The sequence below is a fragment of the Acrocarpospora catenulata genome, from assembly GCF_018476525.1.
In the GTDB taxonomy this organism is placed as follows: Bacteria; Actinomycetota; Actinomycetes; order Streptosporangiales; family Streptosporangiaceae; genus Acrocarpospora; species Acrocarpospora catenulata.
This window is the reverse complement of record NZ_JAHCST010000075.1, coordinates 1-20,994: the sequence shown is the minus strand read 5'-3', so window position 1 is coordinate 20,994 and position 20,994 is coordinate 1. Positions and strand designations below refer to the sequence as shown.

15 protein-coding genes are annotated in these 20,994 nt (G+C 71.0%); 2 read left to right on the top strand and 13 right to left on the bottom strand.

Annotated features, from left to right (window positions below; genetic code table 11):
* Window positions 1–13: 13 nt before the first annotated feature.
* The 5 genes from KIP79_RS40830 to KIP79_RS40810 all read right to left on the bottom strand — a co-directional run bounded on the left by KIP79_RS40830 (window position 14) and on the right by KIP79_RS40810 (window position 5,121).
* Window positions 14–1,183 (bottom strand): acyl-CoA dehydrogenase family protein, encoded by a 1,170-nt coding sequence (locus KIP79_RS40830; protein ID WP_214110404.1) that lies wholly within the window; start codon window positions 1,181–1,183, stop codon window positions 14–16.
* A gap of 12 nt (window positions 1,184–1,195) precedes the next feature.
* Window positions 1,196–2,434, bottom strand: coding sequence for a cytochrome P450 family protein (locus tag KIP79_RS40825; protein ID WP_214110403.1), 1,239 nt, complete (start codon window positions 2,432–2,434; stop codon window positions 1,196–1,198).
* 21 nt (window positions 2,435–2,455) lie between these two features.
* Window positions 2,456–2,854, bottom strand: a complete 399-nt coding sequence (locus tag KIP79_RS40820) for an SgcJ/EcaC family oxidoreductase (protein ID WP_214110402.1) — start codon at window positions 2,852–2,854, stop codon at window positions 2,456–2,458.
* A gap of 96 nt (window positions 2,855–2,950) precedes the next feature.
* Window positions 2,951–4,594 (bottom strand): FAD-dependent oxidoreductase, encoded by a 1,644-nt coding sequence (locus KIP79_RS40815; RefSeq protein WP_214110401.1) that lies wholly within the window; start codon window positions 4,592–4,594, stop codon window positions 2,951–2,953.
* Window positions 4,591–5,121: a DUF5987 family protein gene (locus KIP79_RS40810; RefSeq protein WP_250214679.1), complete on the bottom strand. Its 531-nt coding sequence runs from the start codon at window positions 5,119–5,121 to the stop codon at window positions 4,591–4,593. Before KIP79_RS40810 ends, KIP79_RS40815 begins: the two co-directional genes overlap by 4 nt.
* A 347-nt stretch (window positions 5,122–5,468) precedes the next feature.
* Here KIP79_RS40810 and KIP79_RS40805 point away from each other — a divergent pair, with 347 nt between their 5' ends.
* A complete protein-coding gene (locus tag KIP79_RS40805; protein ID WP_214110399.1) occupies window positions 5,469–6,404 on the top strand; it encodes a ParB/RepB/Spo0J family partition protein in 936 nt (311 codons plus the stop codon).
* A gap of 498 nt (window positions 6,405–6,902) precedes the next feature.
* A complete protein-coding gene (locus KIP79_RS40800) occupies window positions 6,903–7,673 on the top strand; it encodes a helix-turn-helix domain-containing protein (protein WP_214110398.1) in 771 nt (256 codons plus the stop codon).
* A gap of 78 nt (window positions 7,674–7,751) precedes the next feature.
* Here KIP79_RS40800 and KIP79_RS40795 read toward each other — a convergent pair whose 3' ends face one another.
* Genes KIP79_RS40795 through KIP79_RS40760 form a run of 8 tightly spaced genes read right to left on the bottom strand, consistent with a single transcriptional unit; the run spans window position 7,752 to window position 20,767 of the window.
* Window positions 7,752–9,101 (bottom strand): cytochrome P450, encoded by a 1,350-nt coding sequence (locus KIP79_RS40795; protein WP_214110397.1) that lies wholly within the window; start codon window positions 9,099–9,101, stop codon window positions 7,752–7,754.
* A complete protein-coding gene (locus KIP79_RS40790) occupies window positions 9,098–9,601 on the bottom strand; it encodes a flavin reductase family protein (RefSeq protein WP_214110396.1) in 504 nt (167 codons plus the stop codon). Before KIP79_RS40790 ends, KIP79_RS40795 begins: the two co-directional genes overlap by 4 nt.
* A gap of 18 nt (window positions 9,602–9,619) precedes the next feature.
* Window positions 9,620–10,057: an acyl-CoA thioesterase gene (locus KIP79_RS40785; protein ID WP_214110395.1), complete on the bottom strand. Its 438-nt coding sequence runs from the start codon at window positions 10,055–10,057 to the stop codon at window positions 9,620–9,622.
* Window positions 10,058–10,060: 3 nt separating this feature from the next.
* The gene (locus tag KIP79_RS40780) at window positions 10,061–15,802 is read right to left on the bottom strand and encodes a type I polyketide synthase (RefSeq protein WP_214110394.1); all 5,742 of its coding nucleotides are present in this window, start codon (window positions 15,800–15,802) and stop codon (window positions 10,061–10,063) included.
* On the bottom strand, window positions 15,799–16,809 hold the full coding sequence (locus KIP79_RS40775; protein ID WP_214110393.1) for an enediyne biosynthesis protein: 1,011 nt from the start codon (window positions 16,807–16,809) through the stop codon (window positions 15,799–15,801). Before KIP79_RS40775 ends, KIP79_RS40780 begins: the two co-directional genes overlap by 4 nt.
* Window positions 16,810–16,814: 5 nt before the next feature.
* Window positions 16,815–18,758: a CRTAC1 family protein gene (locus KIP79_RS40770; protein ID WP_214110392.1), complete on the bottom strand. Its 1,944-nt coding sequence runs from the start codon at window positions 18,756–18,758 to the stop codon at window positions 16,815–16,817.
* A 3-nt stretch (window positions 18,759–18,761) separates the two neighbouring features.
* A complete protein-coding gene (locus KIP79_RS40765) occupies window positions 18,762–19,724 on the bottom strand; it encodes a DUF1702 family protein (RefSeq protein ID WP_250214684.1) in 963 nt (320 codons plus the stop codon).
* 56 nt (window positions 19,725–19,780) lie between these two features.
* On the bottom strand, window positions 19,781–20,767 hold the full coding sequence (locus tag KIP79_RS40760; protein ID WP_214110391.1) for a DUF1702 family protein: 987 nt from the start codon (window positions 20,765–20,767) through the stop codon (window positions 19,781–19,783).
* Between the last annotated feature and the right edge of the window lie 227 nt (window positions 20,768–20,994).

The window sequence follows — 20,994 nt, the reverse complement described above, 5'->3', positions numbered from 1 at the left end:
CGTTTCTCTGGCTTTACAGGTACGCGCTGTCGGGCTCCAGGCCGCAGAGCACCCGGCCGTACAGTTCCATGTTGGTGTTCGGGTGGTTGAGGGCGTGGAGGTTGATCGCCTCCATGTCCCGTTCGATGCGCTGGATCGGCACCGACTCGAAGATGGACGAACCGCCGCTGGCGGTGTTGTAGATGCCGATCGCGTCATGGGCCAGCCGGCAGACCCGGCCCATGGCGACCCTGGCCAGCGCCCGCTCGGTCACCGACCAGGTCTCCCGGCCGGCGCACTTGGCGTCCACCAGGTCGGCCAGCCGGTAGGCGTGGAACACGGCCTCGTCGATCTTGAGCTCGGCCTCGGCCACCTGGTGGTGGGTGAGCGGGGCGGTGAGCTGGTCGGTGTAGCCGGAGTAGGTGATGCCCCGGCCGGGGATCCGCTCGAAGAACGCCTCGCGGGCGTTCATCATCAGGCCGGCCACCTTGCCGATGGTGGACGCCGAGGCGGCCGGGATCATCGGGCACTGGTAGATCGGGCGGTCGGCGTTGAGCTTGGAGGCGTACTGCTGCATCATCAGCGGAGCGATGGCGATCACCCGCTCCTGCGGGATGAACAGGTCCTTGGCCACCATCGTCACGCTGCCGGTGGCGCGCAGCCCGGCGGTGTGCCAGTCGTCCAGCACCTGGATGTCCTTGATCGGCACCAGCGCCATGACCGGCGCGTCGCCGAGCACCGCGCTGAGCATCTTCCACTGGCTGTGCGCGGCGCCCGAGTTGAACGCCCACCGGCCGGTGACCAGGATGCCGCCGTCCACCGCGGTGGCGGTGCCGGTCGGGGCCAGGGTGCCGCAGACCCGGGCGTCGGGGCCGGCCCCCCAGACCTCGTCCTGCACGTGGTCGGGGAAGAGGCCGACGATCCAGGAGGTGATCCACCAGAGCGCGACGGTGAACCCGACCGCGCCGTCCCCCCGGCCGAGCTGGATGCCCACGTCGACCAGGCTCCGGGTGTCGGACTCGAAGCCGCCGTACCTGACCGGGACCCGCATCTTCAGGATGCCGGTCTCGGTCAGCGCGTTCACCACCTCGTCGTCCATGCGCCGGTTCTGCTCGGCGGCCGCCGCCCGGTCCCGGATGAGCGGGACCAGGTCGGTGGCGCGGCGGAGCAGTTCCTCCCGCGGCGGGATCGCTACTGTCTGCATGATCGCCCCCTCTCAGGCGTTGACCGGGACGCGGGTCAGGTGGACCGGCAGCGCCCGGTGGCCGTTCATGATGAAGGTCGGCAGCGGCTGGAGCTCGTCCGGCCGGACCGCCAGGGTCATGTCGGGGAACCGCTCGAACAGGCGGGTCAGGCCGATGGTGGCCAGCAGCCGGGCCAGCGAGGCGCCCAGGCAGTAGTGCACGCCGTACCCGAACGAGAGGTGCTCCTTGTTCTCCCGGGTCAGGTCGAAGACCTCGGCGGAGTCGCCGTGGATCGCCGGGTCCCGGCCCGCCCCGCTGTAGTTGATCAGGATCGGGTCGCCCTTGGGGATGGTGACGCCCTCCCCAAGGTCGATGTCCTCCGCCGCGTAGCGCAGCGGCAGGTGGCCGAGCGGGGACTCCACCCGCAGGACCTCCTCGATCAGGTCGGCCCAGGTGACCTTGCCGGACTCCAGCAGTTCCCGCTGCTCGGGGTGGGTGAGCAGCAGGGTGACCGAGTTGTCCATGAAGTTGATGGTGGTCTCGGAGCCGGCCCCGAGGATGGCGAAGATGGTGTCGGCCAGCTCGCCGTCGTTGAGGCGGGAGCCGTCCTCCTCCTGGGCGGCGATCAGGTCGCTGGTCATGTCCTCGCCGGGCTGGGCCCGCTTGGCGGCGATCAGGTCCTCCATCGCGGCCCGCCACCCCATCAGCGTGGCCTGCGCCTCCTCCGGGGTGACGGTGGTGTTGACCATCATGTCGATGACCTCGTTGGCCTTCTTCCTGGCCGCCTCGGGCAGGCCGATCAGGTCGGCCACCAGCCGGGCCGGCAGCGGGTACGCGAAGCGTTCCCGCAGGTCCACGACCTCCCCGGGGGCGGCGGCGGCCAGGCCGTCGAGCAGTTCGTCCACCAGCTCCTCGATCCGGGGCCGGATGGCCTCGGATCGGCGGGGGGTGAACGCCTTGGAGACCAGCTTCCGCAGACGCTGGTGGTTCTTGCCGTACGCGGTGACCATGTTGTCCATCGCGACCCAGCTGATCAGCTCCCAGTCCATCGGGATCTCCCCGTTCTGGAAGGCCGGCCAGTGGTTGCGGGCGCTCTTGGTCACCCGCGGGTCGCCGAGCAGCTTCTTGGCGACCGCGTAGCTGTTGACGTCCCACACGACCACCCCACCGGGCAGCTCCACCTGGGTGGCCGGCCCCTGCGAGCGCAGCCGGGCGGCTTCGCCGTGGAAGTCACGGCCGGTGGGATCGAGGGCGACCGGGCATTTGTCCATCGGATTCTCCAGGTTCTCCGGTCAGGCCGTGGCGGTGGGGGTGTTCTGGTAGGCGGCGATCAGCCAGCCTTCCGGCTTCCTGGTCAGCACCCAGGTGGCCCGGATCTCCCGCTCGGGGGTGACCTTCTCGTCGCCCGGATAGAGCACGCCGCCCTGGGTGACGATCACCGCGACGTCGTCGCTGAGGTAGCGCATGTTGAGCGGGTCGCCGTGCACCCGGGTCCCCTTGTACGGCCCGGCGTACGCCCTGGTCATGAAGTTCCGGATCTCCTCCCGGCTCTTCAGGTACACGCCCGGCAGGATGAGGGTCGCGTCCTCGGTGCAGGCGGCCGCGAAGGCGTCGCCGTCGTTCTTCGCCCACGCGGCGACGATCCGCCCGGGGGCCTGCTCCGCACCACGGGTGGCGGTGGCGTTCTCCATCTCTGTGCCCTTTCCGGATTGACTTGCTCTCTGACGGTTACATTCGGGGCCGGGGGCCGCATCTCCGCTTGTGCGCGATCGCGGCCCCCGGTTGACTCAGTCGCGGACGAGCGCGAGCACCGCGTTGCGGGCCGAGGTCGCGCCGTCGGGGGCGGGGGCGCCGTAGGTCACGTCGATCCCGCGCTCCCGGGCGGCCCGCACGATCCCGGGCATGGCCCGCTCGGCCAGCGCCGCGATGGTGAGGGCCGGGTTGACGGTCAGCGCGCCGGGCACCGCCGAGCCGTCGGTGACGAAGATGCCCGGGTGACCGCGCAGCTCGTGCCCGTCGTCCAGGGCGGAGGTGGCCGGGTCGTCGCCGATCCGGCAGGAGGCCAGCGGGTGCACGGTGTAGGCGCCGACCACGTCGTTGGTCCACGGCATCACCCTGGACAGGCCGTCCCGCTCCATGATGTCCTTGACGTCGGCGTCGGCCAGCGCCCAGCCGCGGAGCGTGTTGGGCGTCGGGTCGTACCGGATCGGGCCCTTGCCGAGCATCTGCTGGGAGATCCGCGTCGCGTTGCCGGTGGGCGGCGGGGGGCCGAACACGCCCTCGTTGTCGTCCTCGGTCATCGCGAAGATGGTCAGCCAGGACTGCCAGCGCTTGACGATCTCCTTCTTCTCGGCCCCGAACCAGCTGGGCCCGGTGGCGTCCGGGACCTGGGCCAGGATGGTGCCGAACCCGGGCGGGAAGTAGAGCTGCTCCAGCGAGTACCGGGTGTACTCCGGCCGGGACCCGTCCAGCCGGTCCCAGCTGGCCACGCACGGACCCTTCCCGATCTGCGAGGCCGCGTACGGCACGCCGTCCGCCTTCTCCAGGCCGAGCAGGTCGCGGACCCGGTCCTCGTTGAGGATGGCGGTGTTCAGCCGCTCCCCGTTGCCGGAGAAGTACCGGCCCACCGCGTGCGGCATGGTGCCGAGCTCCGGCTCGGAGCGCTGGAGGATCACCGGGGTGGCCCCGGCCCCGGCCGCCAGGATGACGATCTTGGCGTCGATGACGCCGTCACCTGCGGTGATCCGGTAGTCCGAGTCGTCGATGATGTTGAAGTGCACCCGGTACCCGCCGTCGGCGTTGCGGGTGAGCTTCTGCACCTCGTGCATCGGCCGGATGGTGGCGCCGTGCGCGATGGCCGCGGGCAGGTAGTTGAACAGCAGCGAGCGCTTGGCGTCGAACCGGCAGCCCGCCATCATCCAGTTGCAGTTGGTGCACTTGCTCGCGTCGATCGCCACCGGCACCGGGTTGGCGGTGCGCCCGGCGTGCGCGCAGGCGGCGGCGAACAGGCCGCCGGAGTACGTCACGTCGGACCAGTCCTGGCGGGTGACCGGGAGCGACTCGGTCACCCGGTCGTACCAGGGATCGAGGGCGTCCCGGGTGATCGCGGCCGGCCACATGCGGCGGCCGATGGAGCCGTGCCGCTCGAAGACGAACCGGGGGGCGCGCGGCATCGCGGCGAAGTAGACCACGCTGCCGCCGCCGACGCAGTTGCCGCCGAGCAGGCTCATGCCGTCGCCGACCACGAAGTCGAAGATCCGGGTGTAGGAGGAGCCGAGCTTGAAGTCGTGGTCGAAGTCCTCGCCCTCCAGCCAGGGCCCCCGCTCCAGGACCGTGACGCTCGCCCCGCCGGCGGCCAGGTGGTAGGCGGCGATGGCGCCGCCGAACCCGCTGCCCACGACCAGGACGTCCACCTTCTCGACGGCGTTCATGACGGGCTCCCTGATGCGGTCGTTGACGGGTGCAGGTTGGCCAGCGGCCGGCCGTAGGAGTAGTCGGGGAACCGCCACAGCCCGTCCGGGCCGGGGCGGGCGAAGCCCATCGCGGCCAGCCCCGGGTGCCCGGCCGCCATCGCGTCGGCCGTGTGCAGGTGGGCGCCGGTGTCGAAGGCCATGTTGCTGAACAGGGCGACCAGGATCCAGAACTCCTTCTCCGGGTGGTCAGGCCCGGTGAGCTGCTGGATCAGCGTGGTTCTGTGCGCGAAGGAGAGCCCGACCAGGGGCGGCAGCGCCGGGTCCGTGGTGAGCCCGTGCTCGGCGATGTACTTGCGGGCATGCTCGTTGAGCAGGTCGGCGAAGGCGCCGAGATCGTTCGCGATGCCGGTGGCCGGGTCGGCCAGCAGGGCCAGCGCCCCGGCCGCCACGGCACCCCCGCCGGGGGCGGCGCCGGCCACCGCGACGTCGCCCGGAAAGCGCTTCTCACCGGGGACAATAGTGTCGGCGAACGCCTCTAGCGTCATGGTTTGGTGCTGTTCGTCGGTTATGTCGGGTTGCATAGGGCTTACTCCCGTTTTGAACCACGAAGTCGGCATGTGGACGCGCGCGATCGAACTCCCACATCGTCGTTTCAGCGCCGATTGCGGTGCATCTTCCGAAATGCCGTCCTAGCCGCGGCCGCAGACCGTCCGCGCTCGCGGGGTTCCGGTCCGGCCGACCCCGGGGTATTTTTCAAAGATCAGCCCCCCGTGGCTTGGCGGCGCGGCCAAGCCACCCGTGCCGGATGCGCGGCCAATGACGCGAGGGGCCGGGGACCCGTCCTACTCGGAACCGGGCGCGCTCGCGCGCGTGCCGGTGGAGGTGGCCGATTATGCGTGCGCCTGATTCTCCCGCAGGCGGGTCCGAACACACCTGCCGTGTCCAGATCGCATCCCTACGACCTGCGGATTCGCCCCGGCTTTCGGGCGAGGACGCCGATCACCTGATCCGGCTGGCCGGTCTGGAGACCTCGCTGCCGCCGATCCTGGTGCACCGCCAGACGATGCGGGTCATCGACGGCATGCACCGGCTCAGGGCCGCCGCACTGCGCGGCCAGGACACCATCGAGGTGCGGTTCTTCGACGGCTCCGAGGCCGACGCGTTCGTCCGCGCGGTGCAGGAGAACGTCGCCCACGGGCTGCCGCTCACCCTCGCCGACCGGAAGGCGGCGGCCGAGCGCATCATCGCCTCGCACCCGACCCTGTCCGACCGGGCCATCGCGCAGTGCACCGGCCTGGCCGCCAAGACGGTCGGCGGGGTGCGGCGGCGTTCGAGTGCGGATTCGCCGCAGTCGAACGAACGCCTCGGGGTGGACGGGCGACTGCGCCCGCTGGACGGCGGGGAGGGGCGGCGGCGGGCCTCTGAAGTGATCGCGGCCCGGCCCGACGCCTCGATCCGGGAGATCGCCGCGGCGGCCGGCGTCTCCCTGGGCACCGCCCACGACGTGCGCGCCCGCATCCTGCGCGGTGCCGACCCCGAGCGGCCGAAGCCGCCGGCCGGACGGCCGCCGAAGGAGCGCACCGATCCCACCGACCGCCCGGCGATCCTGCAGACGCTCCGGAAGGACCCGTCGCTGCGGCTCACCGACCCGGGCCGGGAACTGCTCCGGCTGCTGCACTCGCGGGCCATCGCGGTCGGTGACTGGCGCGACCTGGTGGACGCGGTGCCCGCGCACTGCATGGACTCGGTGGCCAGGCTGGCCCGTGACTGCGCCGAGGCCTGGGGGCAGTTCGCCACCGAGTTGCAGCGCCGGGAGAGCGCCCGCTGACCCGTTCCAATCGCACCCGCCCCGCCCGGAGTTAACCAAAGACCGGGCGGGAAACCCGGCGTGGCCTTGTGCGATTACCTCACGCACCGGATCGGGCACCCCGCGCGAATGGCCGCCGCGACCCCCCGGATAGCCCCGGTGGAAGTTTCATGTTCAGAACCTGAAAGGTTGACAGGACAGGGTCAGCCATTGTCTCTTAACGCTGTGCGGTGATTCATCAAAGACACCGCGCACCCCTCCGATATCGACGCGTGAATGGAGGCTGCCCGAAAGAAGACCAGCGAGTAAACCGAGGACGCGCGCGAATTCGAGCTCTATTCATGTGGGGAAGAATTGGACCTGTGACATCTTCAAACGTCCGACTAACGAGAAACACGTTCCGATAGACAGCCGCGTTGCCTCCGTTCATTCGAAGCGCCGCTGCGGCCATCCATCTCACGCCTTTCTCGTTAGGACTACTAGTAGTCGCGAAGACGTTTTTGGCCAAGGGGAAGCACAATGGAAGAGGCCATCGAAAAAGCCGTCGGACGAGTTATTCAGACCATGCATGAGAATCTCAGCGAGCAATTGACCGTGGATGACATGGCACGCACCGCCATGTTCAGTAAATTCCACTTCTCCCGCGTCTTCCGCCAGGCCACCGGGATATCCCCGGGACGGTTCCTGTCCGCACTCCGGCTGCAGGAGGCCAAACGCCTCCTGATCTCCACCTCGCTCAGCGTCGCGGACATCAGCAACCGCGTCGGCTACACGAGCGTCGGTACCTTCAGCTCACGCTTCAAGAGCAGCGTGGGCATCGCCCCCACCACCTACCGGCAGTACGGCGGCTTCGCCACCCGCATCGTGCCCGACAACCATGCCAGCGGCACCGAGACCCGGTCCGCCACCATCCAGGGCGAGGTCTGGGCGCCCTCGACGGCCCGGCTGGGCCTGATCTTCGTCGGGCTCTTCCCCACCTGCGTGCCGCAGGGCCGTCCGGTGCGGTGCACGGTGCTGCACAGCCCCGGGCCCTTCATCCTGGAGGAGGTCCCGCAAGGGTCCTGGCACCTGCTCTCGCACGCGGTCTCCCCCGGGGAAGAGGAGATTATCGGTGATCCATTCAGCCGAGCGCACGCGCCGTCGGTCGCCGGGGTCGGTCCGATCACCATCGGTCCCGACACCCGGGTGACGACCGCCGACCTGCACCTCAGGCCGGCGCATCCCCTCGACCCACCTGTGCTCATGGCGCTGCTTGACGTACGGAAGGTAGCGCTGAGGTCAGCCGGCTGACGGGGGACGCACGACGAGGCCACGGTCAAGGACGACCGTGGCCCCTCCTATTTGAAGACATTTCATGAAATGTCGTAGTTAGTCGCGGACGGAGACGGTCATCGGGAGGCCGCCCTTGACGCGCAGCGAGAGCATCGGCTCGGGCACCGCCTCGTGCCCCGGCAGCCGGGTCAGCCGCAGCTCCCTGGCCACCATCGCGGTCACGAAGGCCGCCTCCATCATCCCGAGGTTGTTGCCCACGCAGAACCGCGGCCCCGCCCCGAACGGGATGTAGGCGTACCTGGGCCGCCCCGACGGCGCCTCCGGATCGAACCGTTCCGGATCAAACCGTTCCGGGTCCTCCCAGAAGTCCGGATGCCGGTGCAGCGTGTACGGGCAGACCAGCACGTCCGACCCGGCCGGCACGTGGTACCCGCCGACCTGGTCGTCCGCCAGCGCCTGCCGGGTCAGGATCCACACCGGCGGATACAGCCGCATGGCCTCCTCCACCACCATGGAGGTGTACCGAAGCCGGTGCAGGTCGTCGTAGACCGGCAGCCGGTCGCCGAGCACCGACACCGCCTCCGCGTGCAGCCGCTCGGCCACCTCCGGGTTCCGGTCCAGCAGGTGGAACGTCCAGCTCAGGGTGCTCGCGGTGGTCTCGTGCCCGGCCAGCAGCAGGGTGATGAGCTCGTCCCGCATGCGCTGCCGCCCGACCCGGGGATCGGCCTCCTCGGCGGTGGACACGATGAGCTTGGAGAGCACGTCGTCGCCCGGCTCGCCGCCTTCGGCCTTGCGTTCGGCCACCAGGCGGTCCACCACCTGCTGCAGCTCCCGCCGGGCCTTCCTGAACCGGCGCTGCTTGGGCAGCGGCACCCACCTGGGCACCGCGCCCAGCGAGACCATCTCGAACATGGCCTGGTCCTGCACCGCCTCGAAGGCGTGCCCGACCCCGCTGAAGGCGCCCAGATCGGCGTCGAGCAGCGTACGGCCGAGCACGCCCAGGGTGAGCCCGGTGAACTCCTCGGTCACGTCCACCGGGCCCTGCCCGGCCCTGGAGCGCAGCCGGGCCACCAGACCGGCCGCCTCCTCGGCCACCGCCCCGGCCTGGGCCGCGATGCGTTTGGCCTGGAAGGCGGGCTGGATCATCTTGCGCTGCTTCTTCCAGAGCTCGCCCTCGCTGGTCAGCAGGCCGTCCCCGAGGGCGCGTTTGGCCTGCACCAGGCCGATGCCCTTGTGGTAGTTGGCGCTATTGTCGGCCAGCACGTGCTTGGCGTAGTCGGGATGGTTGAAGAAGTAGAGCGTCTTGGGGCCCATCGAGATCTTCACGGCGTCGCCGTACTGGCTCGCGGCGGCGTTCATCAGGGCCAGCCGGTCGGTGGCCAGCTTGACGAACAGGCCGGGGGCCGCCCGCCGGGGCGGCCCCGGCGGGACGGTGGTCATTGTCATGTCCTCACCTCAGCTATGGCTGTGTCGATCTGCCGGAACTGACCGTTGAAGAAGAGCAGCGCCTCCTCGGCTTCCTGGTCGTGCGAGAGGACCCGGCCGAGGAAGATCGTGTGGTCTCCGCCGTCGTAGCTGCGCCACACCTCGCACTCGAAGCGCGCGATGCTGGCGTTCAGCATCGGCGCCCCGGTGAGCGTGCCGGGGAACCAGTCGATCCCCTCGAACTGGACCGCTCCCGGCACCCGCCACCGGTCCGCGAAGTGCCGGGCCAGCGCCTCCTGGTCGGCCGCGAGCACGTTCACCCCGAACGTCCCCGAGTCGGGGAGCATGCCGTGCATGATGGCGCCTCGGTCGACGCAGATCAGCAGCAGCGGCGGGTCAAGTGACACGGACGTGAAGGAGTTGGCGGTCATGCCGTGCGGAGCGTTCCCGCCGACGGTCACCACGGTGACTCCGGTCGCGAACCGCCCGAAGGCGCGGCGGAGTATCTTCTGGTCTGCCATTGTGAAATCCCCCGGGGGCTACGGCACGTAGGGTTGGAGCGCTCTCACCAGCGCCTCAGGGACTCTGGACGGCGTGGTGCGGGTGTTTGGCCCCCGCATGCACGCCACCCGCTGCCGCCCCCGGGCCACCAGCGTCTCGCCCACGCCCAGGTTGAGCGCGTCGAGTTTGACGTAGTCGAAACTGAATTCCAGCTGGGTCTGGGCGAGGTCGACCAGGCGCATGCGGATCGACAGCTCGTCGAAGGCCGTGATCTCGGCGTAGAACTCGCAGTCCACCTTGAGGGTGAACAGCTTCAGGTCGTTCTGGAGATCGCCGAGCACGTCCGGCGCGTGGGTCTTGAGGAACATCTCCCGGCAGCGTCCCTGCCAGCGCAGGTAGTTGACGTAGTAGACGTTGCCGACGATGTTGGTCTCCTCGAACCCCACCGTGTGCAGGTACTCGTAGTAGTTGCCCACGGCTCAGCCCCGCCCTTCGGCGAGCACGGCCAGCACCACGGGCGCGTCGTGGCCGCGCACGGTGGTGAGCAGCGTGGCGATGCGGAGCGGTCCCGAGGCGAAGACCACCCACGGGTCCCGGCCCGCCCGGTCCAGGGTGAGCGGCGCGGCGGGGGTGAGCCCGGCCTTCTGGAGACATTCGAGCGCGGTCCAGACCCTGGTTCCCGCGGCGTCCGCGCCGTCGCCGGTCTCGGCCGCGACCAGCCCGGCCAGCCCGGCGTGCCCGCCGAGCAGCCCGGCCCAGGTCTCCTCGTCCCGTACGGCGACGGCCTCCAGGTCGCAGCCGAGCGTGCCCTGGCCGTACACGGCGAGGGTGAGCCCGGCGCCGTGCGCGGCGGAGACGGTGGCGCCGTCGGTCTCGGGGCGGCCGTCCGGCCGGTAGCGGATGCCGATCGGCCCGCCGGCCGCCCGCGCGGCGGCCAGCGCGGTCGCCGCCCGGCGTTCCCCGCCGGGTTCCCCATCGGGTTCAAGGGCCACCGCGACGTCCGCGCCGACCAGATCGTCCAGCATGCGTTCCAGGTACGGCCCCAGCAGCGCGGGCGCCCACGAGCCCCGGCCGTCGCCCTTGCGCACGGCGCGCAGGCGCAGACCCTCCCACCGCTCGACCGGTTCCCCGGCCGGGGTGCGGACCACGATGTCGTATATATACGTGTCGCCGTCGCGCGACCGTTCCACCGCGCTGAACCGCAGCGGACCGGCCCTGCCGGGCCCGAGCGGGCGCACCCGGTCGATGCCCTGCGGGAGCAGCGTGGCGTGCGGCACGCAGACCTGGTTGCCGTGCATCAGAGCGTCGCGCATGCCGGGATCGCCCAGGAGCAGCCGGCCGGACAGGTAACCGGCGAACCAGTTGTCCGCGTCCACCGCGGCCACGTCGGCGTCCACGTGCCGGGCCGCCGCGCGGTGGTAGCCGCGCAGCCGCTGGAAGCGTTCGCCCTGGAAGAGGATGCCGCCGTACAGGTCGGTCGCCGGGTCGAGCGGCGCCGCGGGCAGTCCCTCGACCTGCTCGGGGGGACCGTCCGGGATGGTCTCTCCCCCGTCGGGGAAGCGCAGTCTGGCCCGGAAGTGGTCGGCCGCGAAGCCGGTCTCCGCGCTGCGGATGGCGACCTCGGCCTGGCCGGGGCCGGTGACGGCGGCGGCCACCCGGATGGTGGTGCTGCCGCCGGGCGGGACCACGATGGGCCGGAGGAACTCGGCGTTCTCGATGACGGGGGTGCCGGTCCAGCCGGTGGCGGCGGTGGCGGTCTGCGCCATCGCCTCCATGCCGAACACGGCGGGGAAGAGCAGGTTGCCGTCGAGCAGGTGGTCGGCCAGATAGAGGTCGGTGCCGGCGTTGAGCTCGGTCTCGGTGACCAGCTCCACCCCGTGGTAGCGGATCAGCGGCCGGTCCACGAAGCGGAGCAGCGGCAGCTCGGGCCGGTCGTAGCGGACGGTCTCGATGCCCTCGGTACGGCCGCTGATCACGGTGACCACCGGCGCGTCCGGATCGGCCACCAGCCGCCGCATGATCTCCACACCCTGGCCGGGGGTCACCGGCGTGATGCCGTCCCTGGTCAGCGACTCGACCACGGACAGCCGCTCGCCCATGCCGACCCCGGACCAGACCGACCACTCCATGCAGCGGGTACGGCAGTCCGGGTGGGCTCTGGCGAACTCCTCGGTGAGGGCGCAGAGCCATTCGTTGGCGGTGGCGTAGTGGCCTTCGCCGCGCAGCCCGGCCCTGCCGATGATGCTGCCGAAGGTGACCAGCAGCTTCAGCCGTCCGGGATCGACGGCGGCGAGGACCGCCTTCAACCCGTCGATCTTGGGGGCGAAGGTGCGCCGGAACGCCGCCGCGTCCAGGCTGGTCAGCCCGGACGGTTCGTTGCGGCCCGCGCCGTGCAGCACTGCGGTGACCGGGCCGAGGTCGGCGAGCGCGGCCTTGACCTGGGCCGCGTCGGTGACGTCGGCGCGGGCGTACCGCACGGTCAGCCCGGCCTCAGCCATGCGCCGCAGGTTGGCGGCCAGTTCCGGGTCGTCCTCGGGCGCGGAGCGGCCCATGATGATCAGCCCGGCGCCGCTGTCGGCGGCCACCGCCAGCGCGCACTCGGCCGTGATGCCCTTGCCGCCGCCCGTGACCAGCAGCACGTCATCGCCGGTCAGCGGGTGTTCCAGGGTGGCGGCGGCGGCCGGCATGGCGCGGAGCGTGGGCACCCGGCGCACGCCCTGGGCGTCGTGGTGGACCTCGGCGTACCGGTCGGTGGCGGTCACCTCGGCGACCACCTTCTCGGCCGCGTCCCGGTCGTCGGCCAGGTGCACGATCGTCACGCGAAGGTGGGCCGCCTCCAGGGAGAGCGTCTTGGCCAGCCCGGCCGCGCCGTGCCCTTCACCCTGGACCAGGACGTACCGGGTGCCGGGAGCCGCGACGGCGGCGGCCTTGGCACCGGCCAGCGCCAGTTCCACGTCGGCTTCGGCGCACTGCCTCGGCAGGCAGACGAGGACGCCCCCGCCGACGCCCGCGTGCTCCAGACTGCCGCGCAACCGCTCCGCGAACGGGTGGCCCTGGGGCGCGAACGCCCGCCAGGGCCCGTTGCCCCCGGGGACCCTGGGTGTAATCGGGGGCAACGGGGTCTCATCGAGGTCGAGCGCGAACGGCCGCGCCCAGGCGGCCGCGCCCGCGACCTCAAGCGGCGCCGCCTGGGCACCGCTTTCGGCCAGGGTGCCCAGTGCCTCGGCCAGTTCCGCGACCGTGGCGGTGGCGAAGTTCATCGGGGCCGAGGCCGGGGCCACGCCCAGCGCCTGGGCGGCCTGGTTGACGATCTGGCCGACCGTGATCGAGCTCAGGTGCAGGTCGTCGAGGAGGTGGCTGCCCCCGGCGACCATGTCGACCGGCAGCTCGGCCCGCTCGGCGGCCAGCCGCCGGAGCAGGTCCAGGACGGACTCTCCTGCCGCGGCGGCCACCGATTCGGTCGCGGGAGCGGAGATCACCGGTGCGAGTGCGGCGATCTCCACCTCCGGCACCTGCTCGCACGGGCTGGTGAAGAACGCCAGCTCCTGGCCGACCTCCAGCGGCCGGGCCAGCCGCCCGTGGAAGAGGGCCTCGGGGGCTATCGGCACCCCGGTCACGTACGCGGCGGCCACCACCCGGAGCAGCCCGGCCAGCGACTCGTCGTCGGTGTCCATGGACACGGCGGGCACCCCGGTCACGGCGGTGGCCAGCGCGCCCAGCACCCGGCCGGGACCGACCTCGATGAACAGGTCGATGTCCTTGGCCGCCAGCTCCACCGCCTGGGCGAACTGCACCGGTTCGGTGATCTGGAGCCGGAGCAGGGCGGGGATGTCGGTGTTGGGGGCCAGCGCGTCCCCGGTCACCGTGGAGATGATCAGGTTGCCGATCTCGCCGAACCTGTCCCGGTCCAGCTTGGCCGCGAACGCGGCGGCGGCCGGGGCGACCAGCGGGGAGTGGAAGGCGTGCGAGACCCGCAGCGGGGTCCAGTTGACCCCGGCCGCGGCGGCCCGCCGGCCGACCGCCTCGACCGCCTCGGCGGTGCCGGCGATCACGGTCTGCTCGGGGCCGTTGTATCCGGCGACGACCACGGGCTCCTGGCCGATCAGGCCGAGCACGGTGTCCGGGCCGGCGGCGATCCCGGCCATGGTGCCGGAGGAGCTGTGCTCGGTCATGGTCTGGCCGCGGGTGGCGGCCACTTCCAGCAGCGTCTGCTCGTCGATGGCGCCCGCCCAGTGCAGGGCGGAGATCTCGCCGAGGCTGTGGCCGACCGCCACGGTGGCCTCCACGCCGAGGCTCTCCAGCGCGCGCAGCCCGGCCATCGAGCCGCTGACGATGCGCGGCTGGGCGACGGCGGTGGCCACCACGTCGCCGCCGGTGGGCAGCGCCGCCTTGGCGTACACCTCCTCGACCTCGGCGAAGCGGCGGCGGAGCGCGCCGCCGGACAGGCCGCGGCCTGAGCCCTGGCCGGGGAACAGGTAGCCCACCCGGCCGGTCGCGGTGACGTGGCCGAGGAAACCCCGGCCGTCGGGGGCGAACAGGGAGGTCTCCCCCGCGTCCAGGGCCTCCAGGATGCGGCGCAGCCGGGCCTCGGCGTCCTCCGGCGAGGTGACCACGGCGGCCGCCCGGTACGGCAGGTCGCGCAGGTCCCGCTGGAGGGTGGCCGCCAGGTCGCCCAGCTGCGCGTAGGACAGCGCGGGCACGAAGTCCACCAGCCCCGCCAGCCGTTCCCGCAGTTCGGCGGGGGAACCGCCGTCCACCAGCAGCACCTCGGCGTCCTGCACCGAGGCGGCCAGCGCCCTGGTGCGCGGGTCCAGCGGCACCCGCCGGCGCGGCCCCGACCGCTCCAGCACCAGGTGGGTGTTGATGCCGCCGAAGCCCATCGCGGTCACCCCGGCCCGCACCTCGGCCTTGGCCGGCCAGGCCTCGGCCTTGCGGAGCACCCGCAGCGCGGCGGGTTCCTCGTCCAGCACGGGGTGCGGGTCGACGCAGCCGGTGGTGGGCGGCAGCACCTGGTGGTGCACGGCCAGCGCCGCCTTGATCAGCCCGGCCACCCCGGCCGCGCCCTTGGTGTGGCCGATCATGCCCTTGATGGAGCTGATCGCGGCGGGGGGCGCGGCCGGGTCGGCCGTGCGGCGGGCCAGCGAGAGCGCGGTGAGCTCGGTCTTGTCGCCCACCTGGGTGCCGGTGCCGTGGCCCTCGAACATCGGCACGGTGTCGATGCCGAACCCGGCCTTCTCGTACGCGCGGCGCAGCGCCAGCTGGTATCCGGCCACCTCGGGCCGGGTGATGCCGCCCTTGCCGTCGGAGGAGATGCCCCACCCGGCGATGGTGGCGTAGCTGCGCCGCCCGGCGCGCTCGGCCTCCTCGGCCCGCATCAGCACCACGATGCCGCAGCCCTCGCCGGGCCAGAACCCGTTGGAGCCCTTGTCGTACAGGCGCATCTCACCCTTGGCCAGGGCGCCGGTCTTGGCGAAGCCGATCACCTCGAACGGGTCGATGGACAGGTCCACGCCACCGGCCACGGCCACGTCCAGCTCGCCCTCGGCGAGCGCCCGGCAGGCGGTCGCCACCGACAGCAGCGAGGAGGAGCAGGCGCCGTCCACGGTGTAGCCGCCGCCCTTGAGGTCGAAATGGTTGCAGATCCGCCCGGCGATGGTGTTGGCCAGTCCGCCTGCCAGGCTGTCCTCGTCGATGGGCGGGAACGGCGCCTTGTAGACGCCTTCGAAGTCGCGCAGGAAGGCGGCCACCCGCTCGTCGTCCCAGCCGTGCTCCTTGAGCGTGGCCGCGGCGGTGCGCCGCACGTACGGCCAGCGCAGCCTGAGCACGTTGGCCCGGGAGAACTCCCCGGTCAGCGTGTTGCCGACGATGACGCCGGTGCGCTCCCTGGGCAGGCCCTCGGCGCCGGGGAACCCCGCGTCGGCGAGCGCCCTGGCGGCGGTGTCGAGGGCCAGCCAGTGGGTCAGGTCGGTGGACCGGTAGGTGCTGCCCGCGATCTTGTACGCCACCCGGTCGAACTCGTACCCCTCGATGACCGCAGCGTTGCGGGAGTAGAACCGGTCCGGGGCGGCCGGGTCGGCGTCCCAGTAGTCGGCCTGCCGCATGCGCTGGTCGGGCAGCCGCCGGAAGGCCCGGCGCCCGGCGAGGACGTTCTCCCACAGCTCGCGAGGGGAGGCCGCGTCCGGGTAACGGCAGGCCATCCCGACGATGGCGATCCTGCTCATACGGGCGCGACCTCCTTGCCGGGCTGCGCCAGGGCGGCCTTGGCCGCTTCCAGCGCGGCCTTCTCCTGCACGGCCTTGTTCCGCTCGATGAAGTGCAGGGACCAGTGGAAGCAGCCCCGGACCAGGCAGACGATGGCGGTGGCGAAGAAGATCCCGTACGGGATGCTCATGCCGGTGAGCACGCCGTAGGTGAGCGCCACGCCGCCGCCGAAGGCCACCTGGGCGGCCGGCTTGGAGGGGCTGGTGCCCGGGTCGGTGATCATGTAGTTGGTGAAGAGCACGAACGCCACGCCGGTCATGGTCGACCAGCCGCCGAGGATGTTGGTGTCGAGGATCACGCCGCGGACTATGGACTGCAGGAAGAAGCCGCCGACCCAGGCCATGATCAGGTACATCCGCCCGGTCAGCTTGGCGTTGATCATGGTGCCGGCCATGATGATGCCCAGCGGGAGCAGCCAGTCCAGCGGCCCGTCGATGTGCTCGGTGAAGTGGTACGGCGGCGCGATGCTGGCCCACGGGAACAACAGCAGGATCATCGTGATGCCGAAGTTGGACGGGTTCATGAAGTGGCGCAGCCGCCCGCGCACCGGCGCCCGGAGGATCCACTTGGCCCCGACCGCGACCATCACGCCGAAGATCATCACCCAGACGCGGTCGTTGACGTAGATCAGCATGTTCATGGCCAGGCTGGTGATGTGCGCCGGGAACAGGAACTCCATCAGGCCCTTGAACCCGTTGCCACGGAACCGCACCGTCCGCTGCTCCGCCCGGGCGCCGATGACCTCAAGCACGATCTCCGTCGTGTAGCCGGTGGCCAGCGCGATGAACGGCCACAGGTACGGCTGCTCGAAGCCGAGCCAGGTGTAGCCGAGGATGTTGAAGATCGTGATGGACATGGCGAACCGGCGCAGGGCCGTGATCACCTTGACGTCGTGCCGCGGTGGCTCGGCGGGCGGATGGGCCCCGTTGGGCGACCCGTTCTGTGCCGCGATGGTGTCCGATGCCATGGGTGTCACCTCTCCGTCGCCTGAGCACCCAGCTGGATGTTGTGCCAGCCGGGGGTCAGCTGAAGGTTCTGTTCACGGATCTGACCGGTGCGGTCCCGCCAGCACAGGTTCACCTGGACCGGCCCGGTCACCTTGTCGCCGAGGCCGAAGTGCACCTCGCTGCTGCGCTTGCCCGAGTGGCCGCTGCCGCCGTCCACCCTGCCGATCTGCTTGCTGCCGTCCGGCATGGTCAGCGTCACCTGGGTGCCCACCGCCGGCGAACCGGGCACGACGTCCCCGGTCGACTCGTGGGTGAGCCGCAGCCCCAGGAAGGCGCCCTTGCTCGGGCTGACGTTCTGGTAGAAGACCGGCTCGTCCCACTGCCGGGCGATGGCCATGTCGAGCCGGCCGTCGCCGTCCGCGTCGCCGGTGGCGATGCCGCGGGTGGGCACCGGGATGGACATGCCCAGCTCACCGGCCACGTTGCTCCACTGGCCGTCGGGGCCCTTGGCATAGAACATGAGGGTCTGGCTGCCGGCGACGTCGTCGCCCGCCCGCACGTTCGGCCACCACGCCGGGTACTGGAGCACCTGGTCGTTGGCGGTGGCCAGCTCCTGCAGCAGCGGCCAGCGGTTGACCTCGCCCTTGACGAAGCCGGTGCTCTGCGCGATGGCCGGGGTGCCGCTGTTGTTGAAGTCGGCGATCTTCAGGTCCCAGCCCCAGCCGGACCAGGCCAGACCGAGCGGGGCACTCAGGTCCTCCCAGGGCGCCTGCCCCGAGGTCATGTCGGCCCGGATCTGGCTCTTGTCCTTCGCGGTGCTCATGAACGCGAAGTTGCTCTCCTGGATGCCGAAGGTGGTGGTGATGTTGCTGACGAACATGTCGTACAGGCCGTCGCCGTTGAGGTCGCCGAAGTCGACGCCCATGCCCTTGAAGGAGTCAAGGCCGACCACCTTCGACTTGGGGATGAGCGGGGTCCTGGAACCCTCGGTGACGGTGAACTTGATGTTGCCGGGGGTGGAGGCGTTGTGCAGCATCCGGTCGGGGCCGAAGTCGTGGCCGAGGTACATCTCGGGCAGCATGTCGCCGTCCACGTCGACGGCGGCCGCGGCCAGCACCCAGCCCTTGGAGGCGTTGCGCGGCAGGGCGTTGTCGACCAGCTGGAAGGTGACGGAGTCGGACCCGGCGCCGGTCCAGCGCAGGAAGTAGTCCTCGCCGCCGTTGAGACCGTGCGACATCGAGTGGTTCATGGCCACGCCGCCGCTGACCTTGTCGTCCAGGACCGGGCCGTGCGGGAAGTAGTTGCCCACGTAGACGTCGGCGTGGCCGTCGCCGTCGAAGTCGTCGACGACCACGGCGTTGGTGTTCCACTGCGGGCCGGTGTAGCCAGGGGTGGCGCTGCGCGGCGGCACCGCCTCGATGGCCTTGTACGCGTCGGCGCTCAGCCCCGTGGCGTCCGCCTTGGCCAGATAGATGATCGGCGTGCGCCCCCACAGGTAGACCACCAGGTCCATCCGGCCGTCCTCGTTGAGGTCGGCGGGCACGCAGCCCATCGGGGCCATCACGTCGTTCATCGGCAGCCCGGTGGGCACCAGCGCGAACGGCTTGTACCGGTCGGAGCGCGCGCCCGGCGTGGGGGTGATCACCACCTGGTCGATGCGGGGGTCGGTGACGCACAGGTCGTTGGCCAGGCCGTCGCCGTCCAGGTCGTTCATGGAGATGCCCGCGCCGACCGAGGAGATCCACGCGTCGATGTGCTTGTAGTCCTGGTTCACGCGGCGGATCGTCTGCTGCTTGAAGCCGCCCGGCAAGGCGATGTTCATCGGCTTGAAGCTGTAGGAGCTCGCGATGGCCGTGCGCTCGGTGGCGGACGCCGTGGGCAGCTTGACCAGGACGTACGCCACGATCAGCACGGCCAGGGCCAGGATGCCCGGCAGTTGTCTGCGGACGAAGCCTGCGGTTCGAGCCACTGACTAACACCTCCCAAGGGATACGAATTCGTCGGCGATCCGCTGCCGCCACACCTCGTAGGCGGGCAGCTCGCCCCTGGGCCCGTCGGGCAGGGCTTCGGCGCAGATCAGGGATGCCTTCTCCGGGGTGGTCCCGCAGAAGAGACGGACGGCCTGCTCGGTGTGCGGTCCGAGCAGGCCGGCGGTGATGCGGGCGGTCGCGGCGAAGGCGCTGCCCTGGGCGAGTTGCGGCCGGTACTTCCCGGCCCGGTCCCACAGGGTTTTCAGCTCGTTCTCGTCGGCGCCGCCCGCGTAGGTGGCGGCCAGGCCGGTCCCGGCGTACAGGTCGGCGCGGCGGTGCTCGGGGAACTTGTCGATCATGTCGGCCACCCGGACCGGGTCGGTGCCCGCCACGAACCACATGGCCCGGCCGACGCCCTGGTCGATGGCCCGGTTCCGGTAGGCGGGGGCCTCGCCGTACGGCCAGGGGAAGGCGGGTTCCTGGAACTGGCCGTGCACGTACGTGGCGGTTTTGAAGTACGCCTGGTGGAAGCCGTAGCCGTCCAGGGCCAGCCATTTCAGCAGCGGGTCGGGGGCCTCGACGCGCCGCCAGAGCATGCGGGGCAGCCGGGCCATCGCCCAGCCGATTCCCACGTACACCATGTAGACGTGCGCCGCGCCGCGCCCGGCGAGAAAACCGGAAAGGCGTTTCCGGCCGCCGATGGGGATCGTGTCGAGGATGGTGAACGCCATCGCCGCACCCTCGTACGCGAATCCGCGGAAGCGGAACGGAATTTCTTCCAGTTTTTCTTCCGCGTCCGCCGGGGTGCGCGCCTCCGCGGCGTACCCGAATCCGGTGAGGAAGTTGCGCCCAACCGATTCCAGCAATTCTTTCGCGGCCGGGCTCTTTTCGTGGAATCCCCTTACGTCCAGCCTGGTGTTGGACGTGTCCGGAGTAATAATTCGGCGCCGTAACGCGCGCAACATATTAGCCACATAACAAATATCCGGCTATTCTGCTGGCACGTCTACTCCGATCGTGCTCACGCCAATTTCAGCGAATTCAGCCGGGTCCGGACGTTTTCCCGCCACAACTCGTAAGCGGGCACGGCGCTTTTGGCGGCGGGGTCGGCGGCGGAATCGTCGGCCAGTGCCGCGGCGGCGGCGACCGGCAGCCCGGCCAGGACGGTGACCGCCTCGGCGCTGTGCTCCGGCACGTGCCCGGCGTAGTCGCGGGCCTTGGCGGCGAAGACCGCGCCCTGGGCCAGCTGCGCCCAGTGCTCCCCCGCCTCGCGGCGGAGCGTGGCCAGCCCGGCGGCGTCGCAGCCGCCGGCGAAGGTGGCCGCCAGGCCGACGCCGCTCCACAGGTCGGCGTGGCGGCCCGCGGCGAACCTGGCCACCGCGCTCGCCACGCCCTGGACCTGGGCGCCGTGGATGAACCAGAGCGCCCGGCCGATGCCCTGGTCGATGGCGTGCGGGAAGTAGTCAGGGTGGCCGTCCCACGGGTAGGACGCGGGCACCCGCTGCTCGTCCACCCACTTGCGGGTCTCGAAGTAGGCGCGGTCGAAGCCGTACCCGTCCACGGCCAGCCAGGTCATCGCCGGGTAGTACGGCGAGCCGGTGAGGTCGGGCACGACCTTCTTCCAGAGCGGCCGGGGCAGCCTGGCCATGGCGAAGCCGATGCCGATGTAGGTGAGGAAGATGTGCGGGTGCCCGGGGCCGAGCAGCAGTTCCCTGGTCCGCTTGCCGCGCCCGCCGCCCATGGCGTCCACCACGGTCAGCGCCATGGTGGCCCCCTCGTAGGCGAAGCCGCGCTGCTCGGGCTCCACCAGGTCCAGGCGGCGTTCCAGCTCCCACTGGTCCCGCGCGTCGATCCCCCACTCGAACCCGCAGATCACCGCCTGCGGAATGGCCTCCAGCCGCTGTACGGCCTCCGGCGGCGCCGACGGGAAGCCACGGGCGGCGAAGGTCACCTCCCGTAACGAGGGCGTCAGCAGGAGCCTGCGCAAGGAGCCGATCGTGGTCGGCATGGGGCCTCCTCATCCATTCATACGGTTACTCACACGATGCACAGCGACCCGGTAACCGCGCTTCTCCAAATGTGCGCTGGATGTCTCCAGATGTGCTGTGAGATCCGATTCTGCTTCCGCCGATGTCGGCTTGGCCGCGCCTGTGTCTGGACTGACGGAGCGGCGGGAGCGCAGCGACCAGAGCGGAGGAGGGAAGACACAGGCTCCCCGGCGGCCAAGCCCCCCCG